Annotated in this window: 15 protein-coding genes, 5 tRNA genes and 1 pseudogene; 15 read left to right on the forward strand and 6 right to left on the reverse strand. The window is 69.6% G+C overall.

All coding sequences use genetic code 11. The annotated features are described in order from the left end of the window. Window positions 1–96: 96 nt before the first annotated feature. From IEY95_RS28015 to IEY95_RS28045, 7 genes and pseudogenes are all read left to right on the forward strand, one after another. Window positions 97–2,325 carry a FlgD immunoglobulin-like domain containing protein gene (locus IEY95_RS28015; protein WP_189188938.1) on the forward strand — a complete coding sequence of 743 codons (2,229 nt, stop codon included), beginning with the start codon at window positions 97–99 and terminating at the stop codon, window positions 2,323–2,325. Between the two features lie 36 nt (window positions 2,326–2,361). Further along, a pseudogene (locus IEY95_RS28020) lies at window positions 2,362–3,095 on the forward strand (HAD family hydrolase). Between the two features lie 91 nt (window positions 3,096–3,186). Beyond that, window positions 3,187–3,258 (forward strand) — tRNA-Gln (locus IEY95_RS28025). Window positions 3,259–3,300: 42 nt separating this feature from the next. Then, window positions 3,301–3,373: transfer RNA gene (locus tag IEY95_RS28030), tRNA-Glu, on the forward strand. Between the two features lie 62 nt (window positions 3,374–3,435). Then, window positions 3,436–3,508, forward strand: a tRNA-Glu gene (locus tag IEY95_RS28035). A gap of 21 nt (window positions 3,509–3,529) precedes the next feature. After that, a tRNA-Gln gene (locus IEY95_RS28040) sits at window positions 3,530–3,601 on the forward strand. A 28-nt stretch (window positions 3,602–3,629) separates the two neighbouring features. Then, window positions 3,630–3,702: transfer RNA gene (locus IEY95_RS28045), tRNA-Glu, on the forward strand. A gap of 53 nt (window positions 3,703–3,755) precedes the next feature. On the opposite strand, the gene IEY95_RS28050 is transcribed toward IEY95_RS28045, so the two are convergent. Further along, window positions 3,756–4,400 (reverse strand): MerR family transcriptional regulator, encoded by a 645-nt coding sequence (locus IEY95_RS28050; RefSeq protein WP_189188939.1) that lies wholly within the window; start codon window positions 4,398–4,400, stop codon window positions 3,756–3,758. An 81-nt stretch (window positions 4,401–4,481) separates the two neighbouring features. On the opposite strand from IEY95_RS28050, the gene IEY95_RS28055 reads away from it, so the two are divergent. Continuing rightward, window positions 4,482–5,006, forward strand: coding sequence for a DUF4188 domain-containing protein (locus IEY95_RS28055; RefSeq protein WP_189189101.1), 525 nt, complete (start codon window positions 4,482–4,484; stop codon window positions 5,004–5,006). A gap of 76 nt (window positions 5,007–5,082) precedes the next feature. Here IEY95_RS28055 and ndgR read toward each other — a convergent pair whose 3' ends face one another. After that, the gene (ndgR, locus tag IEY95_RS28060) at window positions 5,083–5,799 is read right to left on the reverse strand and encodes an IclR family transcriptional regulator NdgR (RefSeq protein WP_189188940.1); all 717 of its coding nucleotides are present in this window, start codon (window positions 5,797–5,799) and stop codon (window positions 5,083–5,085) included. A gap of 190 nt (window positions 5,800–5,989) precedes the next feature. Between ndgR and leuC the strand changes: the two genes are divergently transcribed. From leuC to IEY95_RS28080, 4 genes are all read left to right on the forward strand, one after another. Further along, window positions 5,990–7,414 carry a 3-isopropylmalate dehydratase large subunit gene (gene leuC / locus IEY95_RS28065; protein WP_189188941.1) on the forward strand — a complete coding sequence of 475 codons (1,425 nt, stop codon included), beginning with the start codon at window positions 5,990–5,992 and terminating at the stop codon, window positions 7,412–7,414. A gap of 5 nt (window positions 7,415–7,419) precedes the next feature. Beyond that, entirely contained in the window at window positions 7,420–8,013 is a 594-nt protein-coding gene (leuD, locus tag IEY95_RS28070) for a 3-isopropylmalate dehydratase small subunit (RefSeq protein ID WP_189188942.1), read from the forward strand. Between the two features lie 300 nt (window positions 8,014–8,313). Continuing rightward, a complete protein-coding gene (locus tag IEY95_RS28075; RefSeq protein ID WP_189188943.1) occupies window positions 8,314–8,544 on the forward strand; it encodes an SCO5555 family protein in 231 nt (76 codons plus the stop codon). Between the two features lie 139 nt (window positions 8,545–8,683). Beyond that, window positions 8,684–9,325: an HU family DNA-binding protein gene (locus IEY95_RS28080; RefSeq protein WP_189188944.1), complete on the forward strand. Its 642-nt coding sequence runs from the start codon at window positions 8,684–8,686 to the stop codon at window positions 9,323–9,325. Between the two features lie 78 nt (window positions 9,326–9,403). Here IEY95_RS28080 and IEY95_RS28085 read toward each other — a convergent pair whose 3' ends face one another. Together IEY95_RS28085 and cofC are read right to left on the reverse strand one after the other, a co-directional pair. Continuing rightward, window positions 9,404–9,607 carry a hypothetical protein gene (locus tag IEY95_RS28085; protein ID WP_189188945.1) on the reverse strand — a complete coding sequence of 68 codons (204 nt, stop codon included), beginning with the start codon at window positions 9,605–9,607 and terminating at the stop codon, window positions 9,404–9,406. A 98-nt stretch (window positions 9,608–9,705) separates the two neighbouring features. Then, on the reverse strand, window positions 9,706–10,344 hold the full coding sequence (cofC, locus tag IEY95_RS28090; RefSeq protein ID WP_189188946.1) for a 2-phospho-L-lactate guanylyltransferase: 639 nt from the start codon (window positions 10,342–10,344) through the stop codon (window positions 9,706–9,708). A gap of 144 nt (window positions 10,345–10,488) precedes the next feature. Here cofC and IEY95_RS28095 point away from each other — a divergent pair, with 144 nt between their 5' ends. The 3 genes from IEY95_RS28095 to IEY95_RS28105 all read left to right on the forward strand — a co-directional run bounded on the left by IEY95_RS28095 (window position 10,489) and on the right by IEY95_RS28105 (window position 13,568). Then, on the forward strand, window positions 10,489–11,265 hold the full coding sequence (locus tag IEY95_RS28095) for a lysophospholipid acyltransferase family protein (protein ID WP_189188947.1): 777 nt from the start codon (window positions 10,489–10,491) through the stop codon (window positions 11,263–11,265). Further along, entirely contained in the window at window positions 11,262–12,272 is a 1,011-nt protein-coding gene (locus IEY95_RS28100) for an NAD(P)H-dependent glycerol-3-phosphate dehydrogenase (protein WP_189188948.1), read from the forward strand. Before IEY95_RS28095 ends, IEY95_RS28100 begins: the two co-directional genes overlap by 4 nt. Before the next feature lie 138 nt (window positions 12,273–12,410). Continuing rightward, on the forward strand, window positions 12,411–13,568 hold the full coding sequence (locus tag IEY95_RS28105; protein WP_189188949.1) for a D-alanine--D-alanine ligase family protein: 1,158 nt from the start codon (window positions 12,411–12,413) through the stop codon (window positions 13,566–13,568). A gap of 21 nt (window positions 13,569–13,589) precedes the next feature. Here the strand turns inward: IEY95_RS28105 and IEY95_RS28110 are convergent, their stop codons facing one another. Then, complete coding sequence (locus IEY95_RS28110; RefSeq protein ID WP_189188950.1) at window positions 13,590–14,090, reverse strand: DUF3515 domain-containing protein; 501 nt, start codon at window positions 14,088–14,090, stop codon at window positions 13,590–13,592. Window positions 14,091–14,110: 20 nt separating this feature from the next. Then, the gene (locus tag IEY95_RS28115; protein ID WP_003997603.1) at window positions 14,111–14,344 is read right to left on the reverse strand and encodes an Lrp/AsnC family transcriptional regulator; all 234 of its coding nucleotides are present in this window, start codon (window positions 14,342–14,344) and stop codon (window positions 14,111–14,113) included. Window positions 14,345–14,501: the final 157 nt, after the last annotated feature.

Raw genomic sequence — 14,501 nt, forward strand, 5'->3', positions numbered from 1 at the left:
CTTCATTCCTCCACCGGACTGCCGCTCCACAAGCGGCAGTTGGATGTTGCCTGTGCACATGATGCGCATGTTCGCCATGTTTCAGGGGAGGGGAACGTGACCCGTTCACGAAGACTCATGGGGCTGGCCCTGGGTGGGGCGGTGGCCCTGTCGGGGACCGTCCTGGCGGCGCCGGCCGAGGCCGCGCCGAGCGCCGACACCCCGGTCGCCACCACGCAGTTGAACTACGTCGCCCCGGCCGAGATCCATTACACCTGGGCGGGTGCCTCCGGCTTCCGCTACCAACTGGGCATCTGGGCCCACGACTTCTGGGCCGACTATCCGGGCGTCACCCCGCCGGAGCACGCGGGCCCCGACGACCTCGCCACCGGTACGGACGTCATCTCCAGCCGGTCCGGGGCCACCGTCACACAGCAGCACCGCTCCACCGGCGCGACCGCCACCGTCGCCGTCCCGGTCGGCCAGACCTACCGGGCCGCGTCCGGCTGGAGCGTGGTGACCCAGGACGCCGCGGGCGCCCTGCACATCCTGCGCGCCGCCGCCGACGGCACCACCACGGACCTCCCGGTGACGGGCTTCCCGTCCGGCGCCGAGCCCAGCACCTTCGTCACCGGCGGCTCGGTCCGCCGCCTCGCCGTGGTCTCCACCGTGGACGGCGTCGCCTCGGCGGGCCTCATCGACCTCGCGGACGGCTCCTTCCGTACGTACATCACCGGCGTCGGCGCCTCGCCACGCATCACGTTCAACGACCGCTGGGTCGTCTCGGGCAGCAAGTCGATCCGCGTGGACTCGGAGCCCGGCACCGAACCCGGCACGATCACCACGCCCTACCTGGGCAGCGCCCAGGCCGTCGTCGGCGACCAACTCCTCGCCGCCGACCCGCAGTTCATTCCCGGAGGCGAGAAGCCCCAGCTGACGGCGGTCTCGCTCGCCACCGGGGCCAAGCGCATCGTCCTGGAGGACTCGGACGGGGCCTACACGGCCACACCCGACGGTGGTCTGCTCGCCACGGGCGGCCCGTCGAGCAGCGACTGGCACGTGTACCGCGTCCTGCCCCGCCCGGACGGCGACGTCTCGGCCGAGGCGGTGTTCACGGTGGCCCCGAACCAGGCCCGGGTGAGCGGCCTGATGATGGCCGGCGGCGAGCTGCTGATGTTCGGCAACGCGACCGTCAACGCCGGCTGGGACGCCGCCTACGCGGTCCCCCTCGACCCGACGGGCAAGCCGACCGGCACGCAGGTCCGCCGCAGCCCGTACGTCGCGTCCTCGCCCTGCTTGTCCGGCGACGCCGCCTGCCCCCAGTTGGAGGCCCTCGGCGACGGCCGCTTCGCGTTCCTGTACACGGGCACGGACGGCAAGGAGTCCGTCCACGTGGCCGGGCTCACCACGGACACGTACAGCACCGAGCCCACCGGCGACTCCGCCGGACGCCTCGGCACCGGCACCGGCCGCTACGTCCTCTACAACGGCGGCACCCCCGGGATCCAGAAGGTTGCCGACTTCCCGCGCGGCGCCGACGGTGAGACCGCTCTGGACCGCGGCCGCACCGCCGCGGCGGTCTGGGGCCAGCGTCTGTGGGCACCCGGCACCACGCAGGGCAGCGTCGTCGCGTACGACCTGAAGGCCAAGAAGAACGTGGCCACCGTCGACACCGGCGCCCCCTGCACGCCCACCGACATCCAGGCCGTCAACACCTGGCTGTACTGGTCCTGCGGCTCCTCGGGCCCCGCGGGCGTCTACGACCGCGCGACCAGCCGCGCCATCGCGGTTCCGGCAGGCCAGGCCCGCCTCGCCGACGGCTATCTGGTCCGCGAGAACCGCACCACCCACGAGCTGCTGCTCACGGACTTCCACACGGGCGCGGCGACGACCAGGACCGTGGCCGTACTGCCGACCGCGGACCAGAACACCGGCGGCAACACCGGCCGCTGGGCCGTCGACCGCTTCGGCGGCAATGTCGCGTACCTCACGGACAAGGGGCAGGTCGCGATCGTCACCGCGGGGGTTCCCACCTCGCCGCTCGCCCAGATGGAGGCGCAGACCGACCCCCAGGCGGGTGGTCCGACCCTCTCGAGCCCCTGGCGCCCCGTATGGCAGCTGAACAAGCCGTCGACCTGGACGCTGACCCTGAGCACCGGCTCCGGCACGGTCGTGCGCACCCTCACGGGCAGTTCCACCGCGGCCGCGGTGCGGCCCGCATGGGACGGCCGCAGGACCGACGGTACGCAGGCGCCCCGCGGCACGTACACCTGGAAGCTGACCGCCGCACCCCGCGACGGTCAGGGCCCCGACCTGGCGCTGACCGGCACGACAATCACCGACTGAAGGACAGACGGCCCCGCCAGGAGCTACGGTCGGATCATGAGCATCAAGGCCGTGGTCTGGGACGTGGACGACACGATCTTCGACTACACGGCCGCTGACCGGGCCGGGATGCGCGGGCACTTGGCGGCCGAGGGCCTGCTCGACGGGTACGAGTCCGTCGAGCAGGCCCTCGCGCGCTGGCGGCAGGTCACCGATGCCCAGTGGGCAAGGTTCTCGGCGGGGGAGACGGACTGGCAGGGCCAGCGCCGGCAGCGGGTCAGGGTGTTCCTGGAGAATCCGCTGAGCGATGCCGAGGCCGACGCGTGGTTCGACCGGTACATCGCGCACTACGAAGCCGCCTGGGCCCTCTTCCCGGACGTGTTGCCCGCCCTCGATGCCCTCGCCGCCAGCCACCGACACGCCGTGCTGTCCAACTCCAGTCTCTTGGTCCAGGACGGCAAGCTCCGCGTCCTCGGCGTACGCGATCGCTTCGAGGCCGTCCTGTGCGCGGCCGAGCTCGGCGTCTCCAAGCCCGCCGCGGCCGCGTTCCATGCCGCTTGCGACGCTCTCGGACTGCCTCCGCACCAGGTCGCGTACGTCGGTGACCACCCGGAGATCGACGGGCGCGGCGCCGCTGAAGCGGGTCTGCTGTCCGTCTGGATCGACCGTGACGGCGCTCGCACCGACGATGACGGAGGACCGGCCGGCCCGCGTCGGATCGCCTCGCTGTCCGAACTCCCCGCCATCCTCGGCGCGGATACCGTTTTGGAGCGCCGTCCACCTTCAGGTAATGTTCTTCCTGCGCCGCCGGAGAGCGGGCCGAAAGGCCGGTAACCGGAGGCGCAAGCTAGAACAAGATCCCCACGGGGGATTGCGTTTCAGTGGCCTATGGTGTAATTGGCAGCACGACTGATTCTGGTTCAGTTAGTCTAGGTTCGAGTCCTGGTAGGCCAGCTCGCAGAGCTCATCTGCAACCGCGGAGATCAATTCCGCAACGCCCCCGTTGTGTAGCGGCCTAGCACGCTGCCCTCTCAAGGCAGTAGCGCCGGTTCGAATCCGGTCGGGGGTACAGATCCTTCCCAGGGAGGCAGTCCGGGTCGCACCCGCTGACTCTCATGCAGGATCGCTAGGGCCCCCGTTGTGTAGCGGCCTAGCACGCCGCCCTCTCAAGGCGGTAGCGCCGGTTCGAATCCGGTCGGGGGTACGCAGTTGGTCTAAACCATATTGGTCTATGGTGTAATTGGCAGCACGACTGATTCTGGTTCAGTTAGTCTAGGTTCGAGTCCTGGTAGACCAGCTCGGATCTGCGGAAACGCAAGATCCAGGCCCCCGTTGTGTAGCGGCCTAGCACGCCGCCCTCTCAAGGCGGTAGCGCCGGTTCGAATCCGGTCGGGGGTACAAGAGGAAGGCCCTTCGCTTCGGCGGAGGGCCTTTGTCGTGTCCGGCGCCGGCTACTCGAAGCCGTACCGCCGTGTCGTCTCCTCCTCCTGGGCCAGCCGGTGCAGCGCCTGCAGCACCGGCTCGATGAGGATCGCCCCCAGGACCGCGAACTCGATCCGCTCCGCCTCGGACGGTTGTGTCTCCAGCAGGTTCAGGTCGAGAACGGCTGCCCGGTGCATCAACTCGGCGTACGGCTCCAGCAGTTCGGCCTCCCAGTCGTAGCCGATCCGGCGGAGCGCGGCCATCGCCACCACCAGTGAGCGATACGCGGAGGAGATGGTCGTGAGCCGCTTGGTGTTCTCCCAGCCGAGCCGGTCGAGGAGCGTGATGACCTCCTGCTCTGCGGCCTGGACGAACTCGTCGTCCTCGTCCGGCTCCGGCACCTGCGGCAGCGCCCACATCGCCGCGCCGAGGCGGATCGTCCGGCCAAGGGAGTCGTCGTCCACGTGCCCGAGCACCTCGCGCACTTTCGCCACCGGCACCCGGCCCACCTGGATCATCGCCCGCACCAGCCGCAGTCGGCGCAAATGCTCCTCGTCGTACTCGGCCGTCGTGGCGTTGATCTGGTGGCCCGGCGGCAACAGCCGTTCACGCAGGTAGTACTTGATCGTCGCCGTGGACACGCCGCTGCGCCTGCTCAGCTCCGCCAGCCGCATCTCTTGCGCCTTTCCTTGGGAAGTGCCACTATCCAAGCATCGCCAAAAGGATAGTGGAGCTATCCGATGAGGGGGACCGTCATGTTCGCGAAACCGGTGCCGGGCCTTACGACCGCGGGGGCCGAGGGTGACGTGGTGGTCCTGTTGATCGGCATGCGGATCAACCACTTCTGGGCCGTGCACCACTGGCTGCCGGTGCTGCTGGCGATGCCGCGCATGCTGCGCGAGCTCGGGAAGGACAAGAGCCGGGGGCTGCTCGGCCATGTGCTGCTGACAGCCTCACCGCGGACGTACTACGTCGTCCAGTACTGGGAGTCCAAGGAAAAGCTCTACTCCTACGCGCACTCGCCCGACATGTTCCACCACAAGGCGTGGGCGAGGATCAACCGCCAGGAGCGCGCCGGGAAGCTGCGTCAGCACGTCGGGCGGTGGCACGAGGCCTATGTGGTGCCCGAGGGGTCGTACGAGTCGATCTACGCGGACATGCCGGCCTTCGGGCTCGCGGCGGTGCACGGTCAGATACCGCTCGAGCGGCGGGGGCGCTCTGCGAAGGAGCGGTTCGCGCACCGGTCGGCGAAGGCGAAGGCGGCCGAAGAAGCCAGGTGACGGGGGGCGGGGGAACGAGGGGGCCTGCCGCGGCGTTGGGGCAGGCCCCCTCGTCGTACCCGAAGGACCCGAGAGGTCAGCCGGAGCGGCGCAGGGCCTCGGAGAGGCGGGCGGCGGCGTCGATGACCGCCTGGGCGTGCATGCGGCCCGGGTGGCGCGTCAGGCGCTCGATGGGGCCGGAGACGGACACCGCGGCCACCACGCGGTTGGAGGGGCCCCGTACGGGCGCGGAGACGGACGCGACGCCCGGCTCCCGCTCGCCGATGGACTGGGCCCAGCCGCGCCGCCGTACGCCCGACAGGGCCGTCGCGGTGAAGCGGGCGCCCTGGAGGCCGCGGTGCAGACGCTCCGGCTCCTCCCAGGCCATCAGGATCTGCGCGGAGGAGCCGGCCTTCATCGTGAGCGTCGAGCCGACCGGGACCGTGTCCCTGAGGCCGGACAGGCGCTCCGCGGCGGCGACGCAGATGCGCATGTCGCCCTGGCGGCGGTAGAGCTGCGCGCTCTCGCCCGTGATGTCCCGCAGGTGCGTGAGCACCGGGCCCGCCGTGGCGAGGAGGCGGTCCTCGCCGGCGGCCGCGGCCAGCTCGGCGAGCCGGGGGCCGAGAATGAAACGGCCCTGCATGTCGCGCGCCACCATGCGGTGGTGTTCCAAAGCCACGGCCAGCCGGTGTGCCGTGGGTCGTGCGAGTCCGGTGGCAGCGACCAAGCCTGCGAGGGTGGCCGGACCGGACTCCAGGGCGCTCAGGACAAGGGCTGCCTTGTCCAGAACGCCGACGCCGCTACTGTTGTCCATGAAACGATACTCGCGTCTCACTCTGTGAAACGCAAGTTCCTTTTTTCGTGAGACGCGCAACCCTTGTATGCACAGCGGCCCGCGGACCAACGGGCCTGGCGGCGGCTGCCCGGCAACCAGGGGTGAGGGCGCCGTCTCCTCAAAGATCTCTAGTTGGGCCGGCGCACCTTTGCCGGCCGGAGGGAAAGCGATGGGTAGGACACTCGCGGAGAAGGTCTGGGACGACCATGTCGTCCGGCGCGCCGAGGGCGAGCCCGACCTCCTCTTCATCGATCTGCACCTGCTGCACGAGGTGACCAGCCCGCAGGCCTTCGACGGCCTCCGCCAGGCGGGCCGTCCCGTGCGCCGTCTCGACCTCACCATCGCCACCGAGGATCACAACACCCCGACCCTCGACATCGACAAGCCCATCGCGGACCCGGTCTCCCGGGCCCAGCTGGAGACGCTGCGCAAGAACTGCGCCGAGTTCGGCGTACGGCTGCACTCGCTGGGCGACGTCGAGCAGGGCGTGGTCCACGTGGTGGGACCGCAGCTGGGCCTGACCCAGCCCGGCACCACGGTCGTGTGCGGTGACTCCCACACGTCCACGCACGGCGCCTTCGGCGCGCTGGCGTTCGGCATCGGCACCTCCCAGGTCGAGCACGTGCTGGCCACCCAGACGCTGCCCCTGGCCCGCCCCAAGACCATGGCCATCACGGTCGACGGCGAACTGCCCGAGGGCGTCACGGCCAAGGACCTGATCCTGGCGATCATCGCCAAGATCGGCACGGGCGGCGGCCAGGGCTACATCCTGGAGTACCGCGGCTCCTCCATCGAGAAGCTCTCGATGGAGGCCCGGATGACCATCTGCAACATGTCGATCGAGGCGGGCGCCCGCGCGGGCATGATCGCCCCCGACGAGACCACCTTCGAATACCTCAAGGGCCGCGCCCACGCGCCCGAGGGCGAGGACTGGGACGCCGCCGTCGCGTACTGGAAGACGCTGAAGTCGGACGACGACGCGGAATTCGACGAGGAGGTCGTCATCGACGCCGCTTCTCTGTCGCCGTTCGTCACCTGGGGTACCAACCCGGGCCAGGGCGCGCCGCTTTCGGCGTCCGTCCCCGACCCGGCTTCGTACGAAGACGCTTCGGAGCGCCTGGCCGCCGAAAAGGCCCTGGAATACATGGGGTTGGACGCCGGACAGCCGCTGCGCGACATCAAGGTCGACACCGTCTTCGTAGGTTCGTGCACCAACGGCCGTATCGAGGACCTGCGCGCGGCCGCGGCGATCGTCGAGGGCCGCAAAGTCGCCGACGGCGTACGGATGCTGGTGGTCCCCGGCTCCGCGCGGGTCGGTCTGCAGGCCGTCTCCGAGGGCCTGGACGTCGTCTTCAAGGAGGCCGGCGCCGAATGGCGGCACGCGGGCTGCTCGATGTGTCTGGGCATGAACCCCGACCAGCTGGCCCCCGGTGAGCGCTCCGCGTCCACCTCCAACCGCAACTTCGAGGGCAGGCAGGGCAAGGGCGGCCGTACGCACCTGGTCTCGCCGCAGGTCGCCGCCGCGACCGCCGTGCTGGGCCATCTGGCCTCGCCCGCCGACCTGTCCGACGCCCCTGTGCCCGCTGGAGTCTGAGAGCCATGGAAGCATTCACCACGCACACCGGCCGGGCCGTCCCGCTGCGCCGCAGCAACGTCGACACCGACCAGATCATCCCCGCCCACTGGCTCAAGAAGGTGACCAGGGACGGTTTCGAGGACGGGCTGTTCGAGGCCTGGCGCAAGGACTCGTCCTTCGTCCTCAACCAGCCCGAGCGCAAGGGCGCCACGGTCCTGGTCGCCGGTCCCGACTTCGGTACGGGCTCCTCGCGCGAGCACGCAGTCTGGGCGCTGCAGAACTACGGTTTCAAGGCCGTCATCTCGTCCCGCTTCGCGGACATCTTCCGCGGCAACTCGCTCAAGAACGGCCTGCTCACGGTGGTTCTGGAGCAGAAGATCGTGGACGCGCTGTGGGAGCTCGTCGAGCAGGACCCCGAGGCCGAGGTCACGGTCGACCTGGAAGCCCGTGAGGTGCGCGCCGAGGGCATCACCGCCGCCTTCGAACTCGACGAGAACGCCCGCTGGCGGCTGCTGAACGGCCTGGACGACATCTCCATCACCCTCCAGAACGAGGCCGACATCGCGGCGTACGAGAGCAAGCGGCCGTCGTACAAGCCGAAGACGCTGCACGTCTGACGCGCGGGCCGGATTCACCTCCGGTCGATCACCTGATCCGCGGAGACGCAAGGCTGATTTCGGCCACTGCAACACCCCTCTGTACCCCCAATCGTGGACGGTTGGGGGTACAGCTGTGTCTGCCCTCGGACGGCCCCGGCGCGCCGCTTTGGAGGGCTCCAACTCCCCTAGTTACAACGGCCGTTGCCTGGGTACGCGCACTTTGGTCCGGCGACGTGCCGAGGTGCCCGGAACCCCCTCGGGGGACGGCAGTTACCCCCTGCGCAGGCGACAACTCGCCCCAGATGGCACAATCTGTGCATGGAACACGACGGCCAACTCGAGCTCTACGTGGCAGTCGCGGCCCAACTCAAGGAAGCGCACACAAGAGTGCGTGCACTGCAAGTCCCGGAGGGCGTACGGATGGCGCTGACCCGGAAGCTGCTGGTCATTACGGCCGTGGCCAAGCACGATCTCGCCGATGCGACAAGGCGGCTGGAGCGGTTCATCAACGACCTCGACGAGGGTCGATTCCTCGAAGAGGAACGCTGAGGAATCTCCGCTACAGCCCGAGTTCGTTGCGGCACAAGGGTGATTAGCCCGTTTCGTGTTTGATTTGCGGTATATATCTGCCTAACGTGCGAAAAAGCTTGAACGCATTCGTTCGGGCAATGTCTCCGAAGGGGAAGACGTGAACAAGGCGCAGCTCGTAGAAGCGATTGCCGACAAGGTCGGCGGGCGTCAGCAGGCCGCCGACGCGGTCGACGCAGTACTGGACGCCATCGTCCGTGCAGTTGTCGGCGGGGACCGGGTCTCGGTCACCGGCTTCGGTTCCTTCGAGAAGGTCGACCGTCCGGCCCGTTACGCCCGCAACCCGCAGACCGGGGAGCGCGTTCGGGTCAAGAAGACCTCTGTGCCGCGCTTCCGCGCGGGTCAGGGCTTCAAGGACCTGGTGAGCGGCTCGAAGAAGCTCCCGCGTGGCGGCGAGGTCGCCGTCAAGAAGGCGCCCAAGGGCAGCCTGACCGGCGGAGCCGCCGCCACGGTCAAGAAGGCCGCGGCCAAGAAGGCCGCCGCGAAGAAGGTCACGGCGAAGAAGGTCACGGCGAAGAAGGTCACCGCCAAGAAGACCACCGCGGCCGCGAAGAAGGTCACGGCGAAGAAGACGACCGCCAAGAAGACCACCGCGGCCGCCAAGAAGACCGCGGCGAAGAAGACGACCGCCAAGAAGGCGACGGCCAAGAAGGCCCCGGCGAAGAAGGCGACGGCCAAGAAGGCCCCCGCCAAGAAGTCGACGGCTCGCAAGACCACCGCCAAGAAGGCCACCGCCCGCTAATCGGCAGGGGCGCAGGGGCGACTCACGCGCCGGGCCGGGTTTCCCTCGGGAGCCCGGCCCGCGGCGTGTGCGCGCCGCCTAGAGCGTCTGCAGGGTGACGAGGGTGATCCGGAGGGCCTCGCCCTCGCCCTCGGTCTCGATACGCACCCGCTGACCCGGGCGCAGCAGCCGCAGCCCGCCGGCGTCGAACGCCGGGCCGTCGAAGGGCACCGGGGTGCCGTCGTCGAGCAGCACCTGGCCGCTACGGGTCTCGGGGTCGTACGTGTACGCGGTCGCCTGCATAGGGGGCAGCCTACGGGCCCCCAACGGGCGCGGGGCTCTGACCCGGGACGCTCCGCCGCGAGGGCACACCACGGACGGCCCGCGGCGTGCGAACCCGCCTACTGCCCGGGAATCAGCAACCGCGCCGCCGCTTCCGCCGTACGCGGCCCCACCCCCAGCGCCAGCGCCACCCGCAGATCGCCCCCGGTGTCCACGTCCTGCCGTACGGAATCCACGGCGTCCAGCCTGAGTTCCATGGCGCCCGAGGCGCGGTGGCGGGCCCGGGAATCCGTACCGAAGATCGGAAGCAATTCCCGGCCCGGTCCGGCGGCCAGCAGAGTTGTGCCGATTGCGGCGGCATCCGGCAGAAATGCGCGAGGGAATTCCGCGGCCGCGTCGAGTACCCGCCCCAATTCCGCGGACCGCAGGGCGGGAAGATCGGCGTTGAGGGCCGCGACGGCATCGTCGGGGCGCCAGGACCGTACGACCTCCGCTCCGTGCGCCAACGCGGCGTTCAGGCCGCCGCCCGGCTCGTCCGGGAGGATCCGGGCGCCGAGCGCGGCCAGCTCCCGTCCGGCGAGGGCGTCGTCCGTGACTACCGCCACATCGCGGACCGCCGCGCAGGCCAGCGCGGCCGCCACGGTGTCCTGTGCGAAGGCGAGGGCGAGCCCGGGGCGCAGTCCGTCGGCGGCCGTGTCGGCCAGCCTGCTCTTGGCCCGCGCCAGGGGTTTGAGGGGTACGACCACAGTCCACCGCACCAGCGTTCCGCCCTCCCTTGTCGCGCCCCATTGTGACCCGGACGCCCTGGCGCTCCGGACGCCGGGGCGTACCGTGTCCTCGACAGACAGGCGGCCTGGGGCGACACTTGTGCGGCCCCCCAGGCCCTAGAGGAAGGTGTCCGCGTGCCCCGCCGCAGAATCGGCTTCTGGTACCGCTTCGCAGCGGTCCTCTGCAAACCGCCGCTGGTGGTTCTGATCAAGCGGGACTGGCGCGGAATGGAGAACATTCCGACTGAGGGCGGATTTATCACCGCGGTGAACCACAATTCGCATGTGGACCCCTTCGCGTATGCGCACTATCAGTACAACACGGGGCGTGTTCCGCGATTCCTGGCGAAGGCGGGCCTTTTCAAGAAGGGATTCGTGGGGGCCGCGATGCGCGGCACCGGACAGATCCCCGTCTACCGCGAGAGCACCGACGCGCTGAGCGCCTTCCGGGCCGCGATCGACGCCGTGGAGCGCGGCGAGTGCGTCGCGTTCTACCCCGAGGGCACCCTCACCCGCGACCCCGACGGCTGGCCGATGACCGGCAAGACGGGTGCCGCGCGGGTCGCGCTGCAGACCAAGTGCCCGGTGATTCCGGTTGCCCAGTGGGGCGCCAACGAACTGCTGCCCCCGTATGCCAAGAAGCCCAACCTCCTTCCGCGCAAGACCCACCACGTGCTCGCCGGTCCGCCGGTGGACCTCTCGCGCTTCTACGACAAGGAGATGAGCCCGGACCTCCTGAAGGAGGCCACCGAGGTCATCATGGCCGCCATCACCGCGCAACTGGAGCAGATCCGCGGCGAGAGGGCGCCCGAGAAGGCGTACGACCCCCGCGAGGTGCGCATCGCACAGCGCCGCAGGGCGGCGGCGAAGGAAAAAGCACAGGCACAGCAGGAAGAGGGGCAGGGCGCGTGAGCAAGCCGGTCAAGGCGGCCGTCTTCGGGACCGGATCGTGGGGCACGGCGTTCGGCATGGTGCTCGCCGACGCGGGGTGCGACGTCACCCTGTGGGGGCGCCGTGGCGAACTCGCCGCGGCGGTCAACTCCACCCGGACGAACCCGGACTACCTGCCCGGTGTCGAACTTCCCGAGAATCTGCGGGCCACCTCCGATCCTGCCGAGGCCGCCGCGGACGCCGACTTCACGGTCCTCGCGGTGCCGTCGCAGACGCTGCGCGGAAATCTCGCGGAATGGGTGCCGCTGCTCGCCCCCGAGACTGTCCTCGTCTCCCTCATGAAGGGCGTCGAACTCGGCTCCACCATGCGGATGAGCGAGGTGATCGAGGACGTCGCCAAGGTCGGCGCGGACCGTATCGCCGTGGTCACCGGGCCCAACCTCGCCCGGGAGATCGCCGCGCGGATGCCGGCCGCCGCCGTGGTCGCCTGCCGCTCCGAAGCGGTAGCGCAGCGCCTCCAGTCCGCCTGCCACACGCCGTACTTCCGCCCGTACACCAACACCGACGTGGTGGGCTGCGAACTCGGCGGCGCCGTCAAGAACGTGATCGGTCTCGCCGTCGGCATCGCGGACGGCATGGGTCTCGGCGACAACGCCAAGGGCTCGCTCATCACACGCGGGCTCGCGGAGACCACCCGGCTCGGGCTCGCCATGGGCGCCGACCCGATGACGTTCTCCGGACTCGCCGGCCTCGGCGACCTGGTGGCCACCTGCTCCTCGCCGCTGTCGCGCAACCACACGTTCGGCATCAACCTCGGCAAGGGCATGACCCTCCAGGAGACCATCTCGGTCACCAAGCAGACCGCCGAGGGCGTCAAGTCCTGTGAGTCCGTGCTGGATCTGGCCCGCAGGCACGGTGTCGACATGCCCATCACGGAGACCGTCGTCGGCATCGTCCACGAGGGCAAGCCGCCGGTCGTCGCTCTCAAGGAGCTGATGGGGCGCAGCGCGAAGTCCGAGCGCCGCTGAACCATCAGCCGCGCGACGCCCTGCGACGGCTCGTACGACGTCGGGAATCAACGCTGTGCGACCACTCGTACGACGCTGAGCAATGGCCCCGGTGGGGCGCTGACTCACCGCCGTACCAACGGGTACTCTCAACGCGATATGAGCACCGAGAACCTCCCCCAGAGCCCTGAGCAGCCGCCTCGCAAGCCGCGTGTGGCCGTCGTCTTCGGCGGCCGCAGCTCCGAACACGGGATCTCCGTGGTGACGGCCGGCGCGGTGCTGCGCGCCATCGACCGTACGAAGTACGACGTCCTGCCGATCGGCATCACCCGGGACGGCCGTTGGGCACTCACCGCCGACGAGCCGGAACGAATGGCCATCATCGACCGGCAGCAGCCGAACGTCGAGCAGCTCGCCGAGTCGAGCGAGGGCGGCGTGGTGCTCCCCCTCGACCCGGCCGACCGCGAAGTGGTCTACAGCGAGCCCGGATCGGTCCCCAAGGCCCTGGGCGAGGTCGACGTCGTCTTCCCCATGCTGCACGGCCCGTACGGCGAGGACGGCACCCTCCAGGGCCTCCTGGAGCTCTCCGGGGTCCCGTACGTGGGTTCGGGCGTGCTCGCCTCGGCCGTCGGCCAGGACAAGGAGTACATGAAGCGGGTGTTCACCTCCTTCGGGCTGAAGGTCGGCCCGTACGTGGTGATCCGGCCCCGCGAGTGGGAGCTCGACCCGGCCGTGGCCCGCAAGAAGATCATCGACTTCGCGGGCGACCACGGCTGGCCGCTGTTCGTGAAGCCCGCGCGTGCGGGGTCGTCCTTCGGCATCACCAAGGTCGACTCCTTCGAAGGCCTCGACGAGGCGATCGAGGAGGCCCAGCGGCACGACCCGAAGATCATCGTGGAGGCGCTGCTGCGCGGCCGCGAGATCGAGTGCGGGGTGCTGGAGTTCGAGGACGGGCCGCGCGCCTCCGTCCCCGCGGAGATTCCGCCCGTGCAGTCCCACGACTTCTACGACTTCGAGGCGAAGTACATCGACTCGGCGTCCGGGATCGTGCCCGCGCCGCTCACCGAGGAGCAGACGGCCGAGGTGCGGCGGCTGGCCGTCGAGGCCTTCGACGCTGCGTCCTGCGAGGGGCTCGTCCGCGCGGACTTCTTCCTCACCGAGGACGGCGAGTTCGTGATCAACGAGATCAACACGATGCCGGGCTTCACGCCGATCTCCATGTACCCGCGCATGTGGCAGGAGACGGGCGTCAGTTACCCGGAGTTGGTGGACCGCCTGGTCCAGGCGGCGCTGCGACGGTCGACCGGGCTGCGCTGAGCGCCCCGCACCGCCCTCGTGTCAGTTGGCGATCCCCTTGGGGATCGCCTTCTTGATGGAGGCGGCCATGTCGACCAGCATGCCGGAGGTGTCCCGCCCCTTGGGTACGGTCACCTCGACGTACGCGCTGCGGTTCGCGGTGGTGAAGCGGTTCGACCCGTCGTCCCGCTTCTCCATCAGCCAGTCGACGCCGTTCACGGTGCCACCGATCGCCTTCCTGTCGTCGCCGAGCGCCACCTTCGGATCAGTCATCTTCGGAGGCCGCTCGACACCGCAGCGCAGTATGATCGCCGGGCTTCCCCAGCCCGCGGTCAGCGCGGACCGGGGCTCGGGATCCTTGCGGCCGAGGCCGTCCACCTTCCGCGGCAGCACCTTGTCCAGGTTCTGGCACAGCTTGGTGACCTTCGCGTTCGGGCTCGGAACCGAGACCGAGGCGTTGTCGTCTGCTGAGGAGCAGCCCGCAATCGTGATCAGCATCGCGAGGGCGGGCAGGCCGAGGAGCCGGTGACGGAAGAAGTTCACCGGCCAAGGGTAGACGGGGGCTACAGGTGCACGACCGGGCAGGTCAGGGTGCGGGTGATGCCGTCCACTTGCTGGACCTTCGCGACCACCATGCGACCGAGGTCATCGACTGTGTCAGCCTGGGCGCGCACGATGACGTCGTACGGTCCTGTCACGTCCTCGGCCTGGATCACCCCCGGGATCTTGCTGATCGTCTCGGCGACGGTCGACGCTTTGCCGACCTCCGTCTGGATCAGGATGTACGCCTGTACCACGGAACCTCCAGGGCGGCCACGAGGATCATGTGGGGAAAAGGAACGCCACGGTATCGCGTTGCCGCTCGCCGCGGGGAGACCCGCGGTGACTGGGGCTTGCGCGCCGGGGTGCACGGACTGCACAAGTTGACGGTCAACTCGACCGTACCGACTACGG

This window comes from Streptomyces albiflavescens, assembly GCF_014645835.1.
GTDB lineage: Bacteria > Actinomycetota > Actinomycetes > Streptomycetales > Streptomycetaceae > Streptomyces > Streptomyces albiflavescens.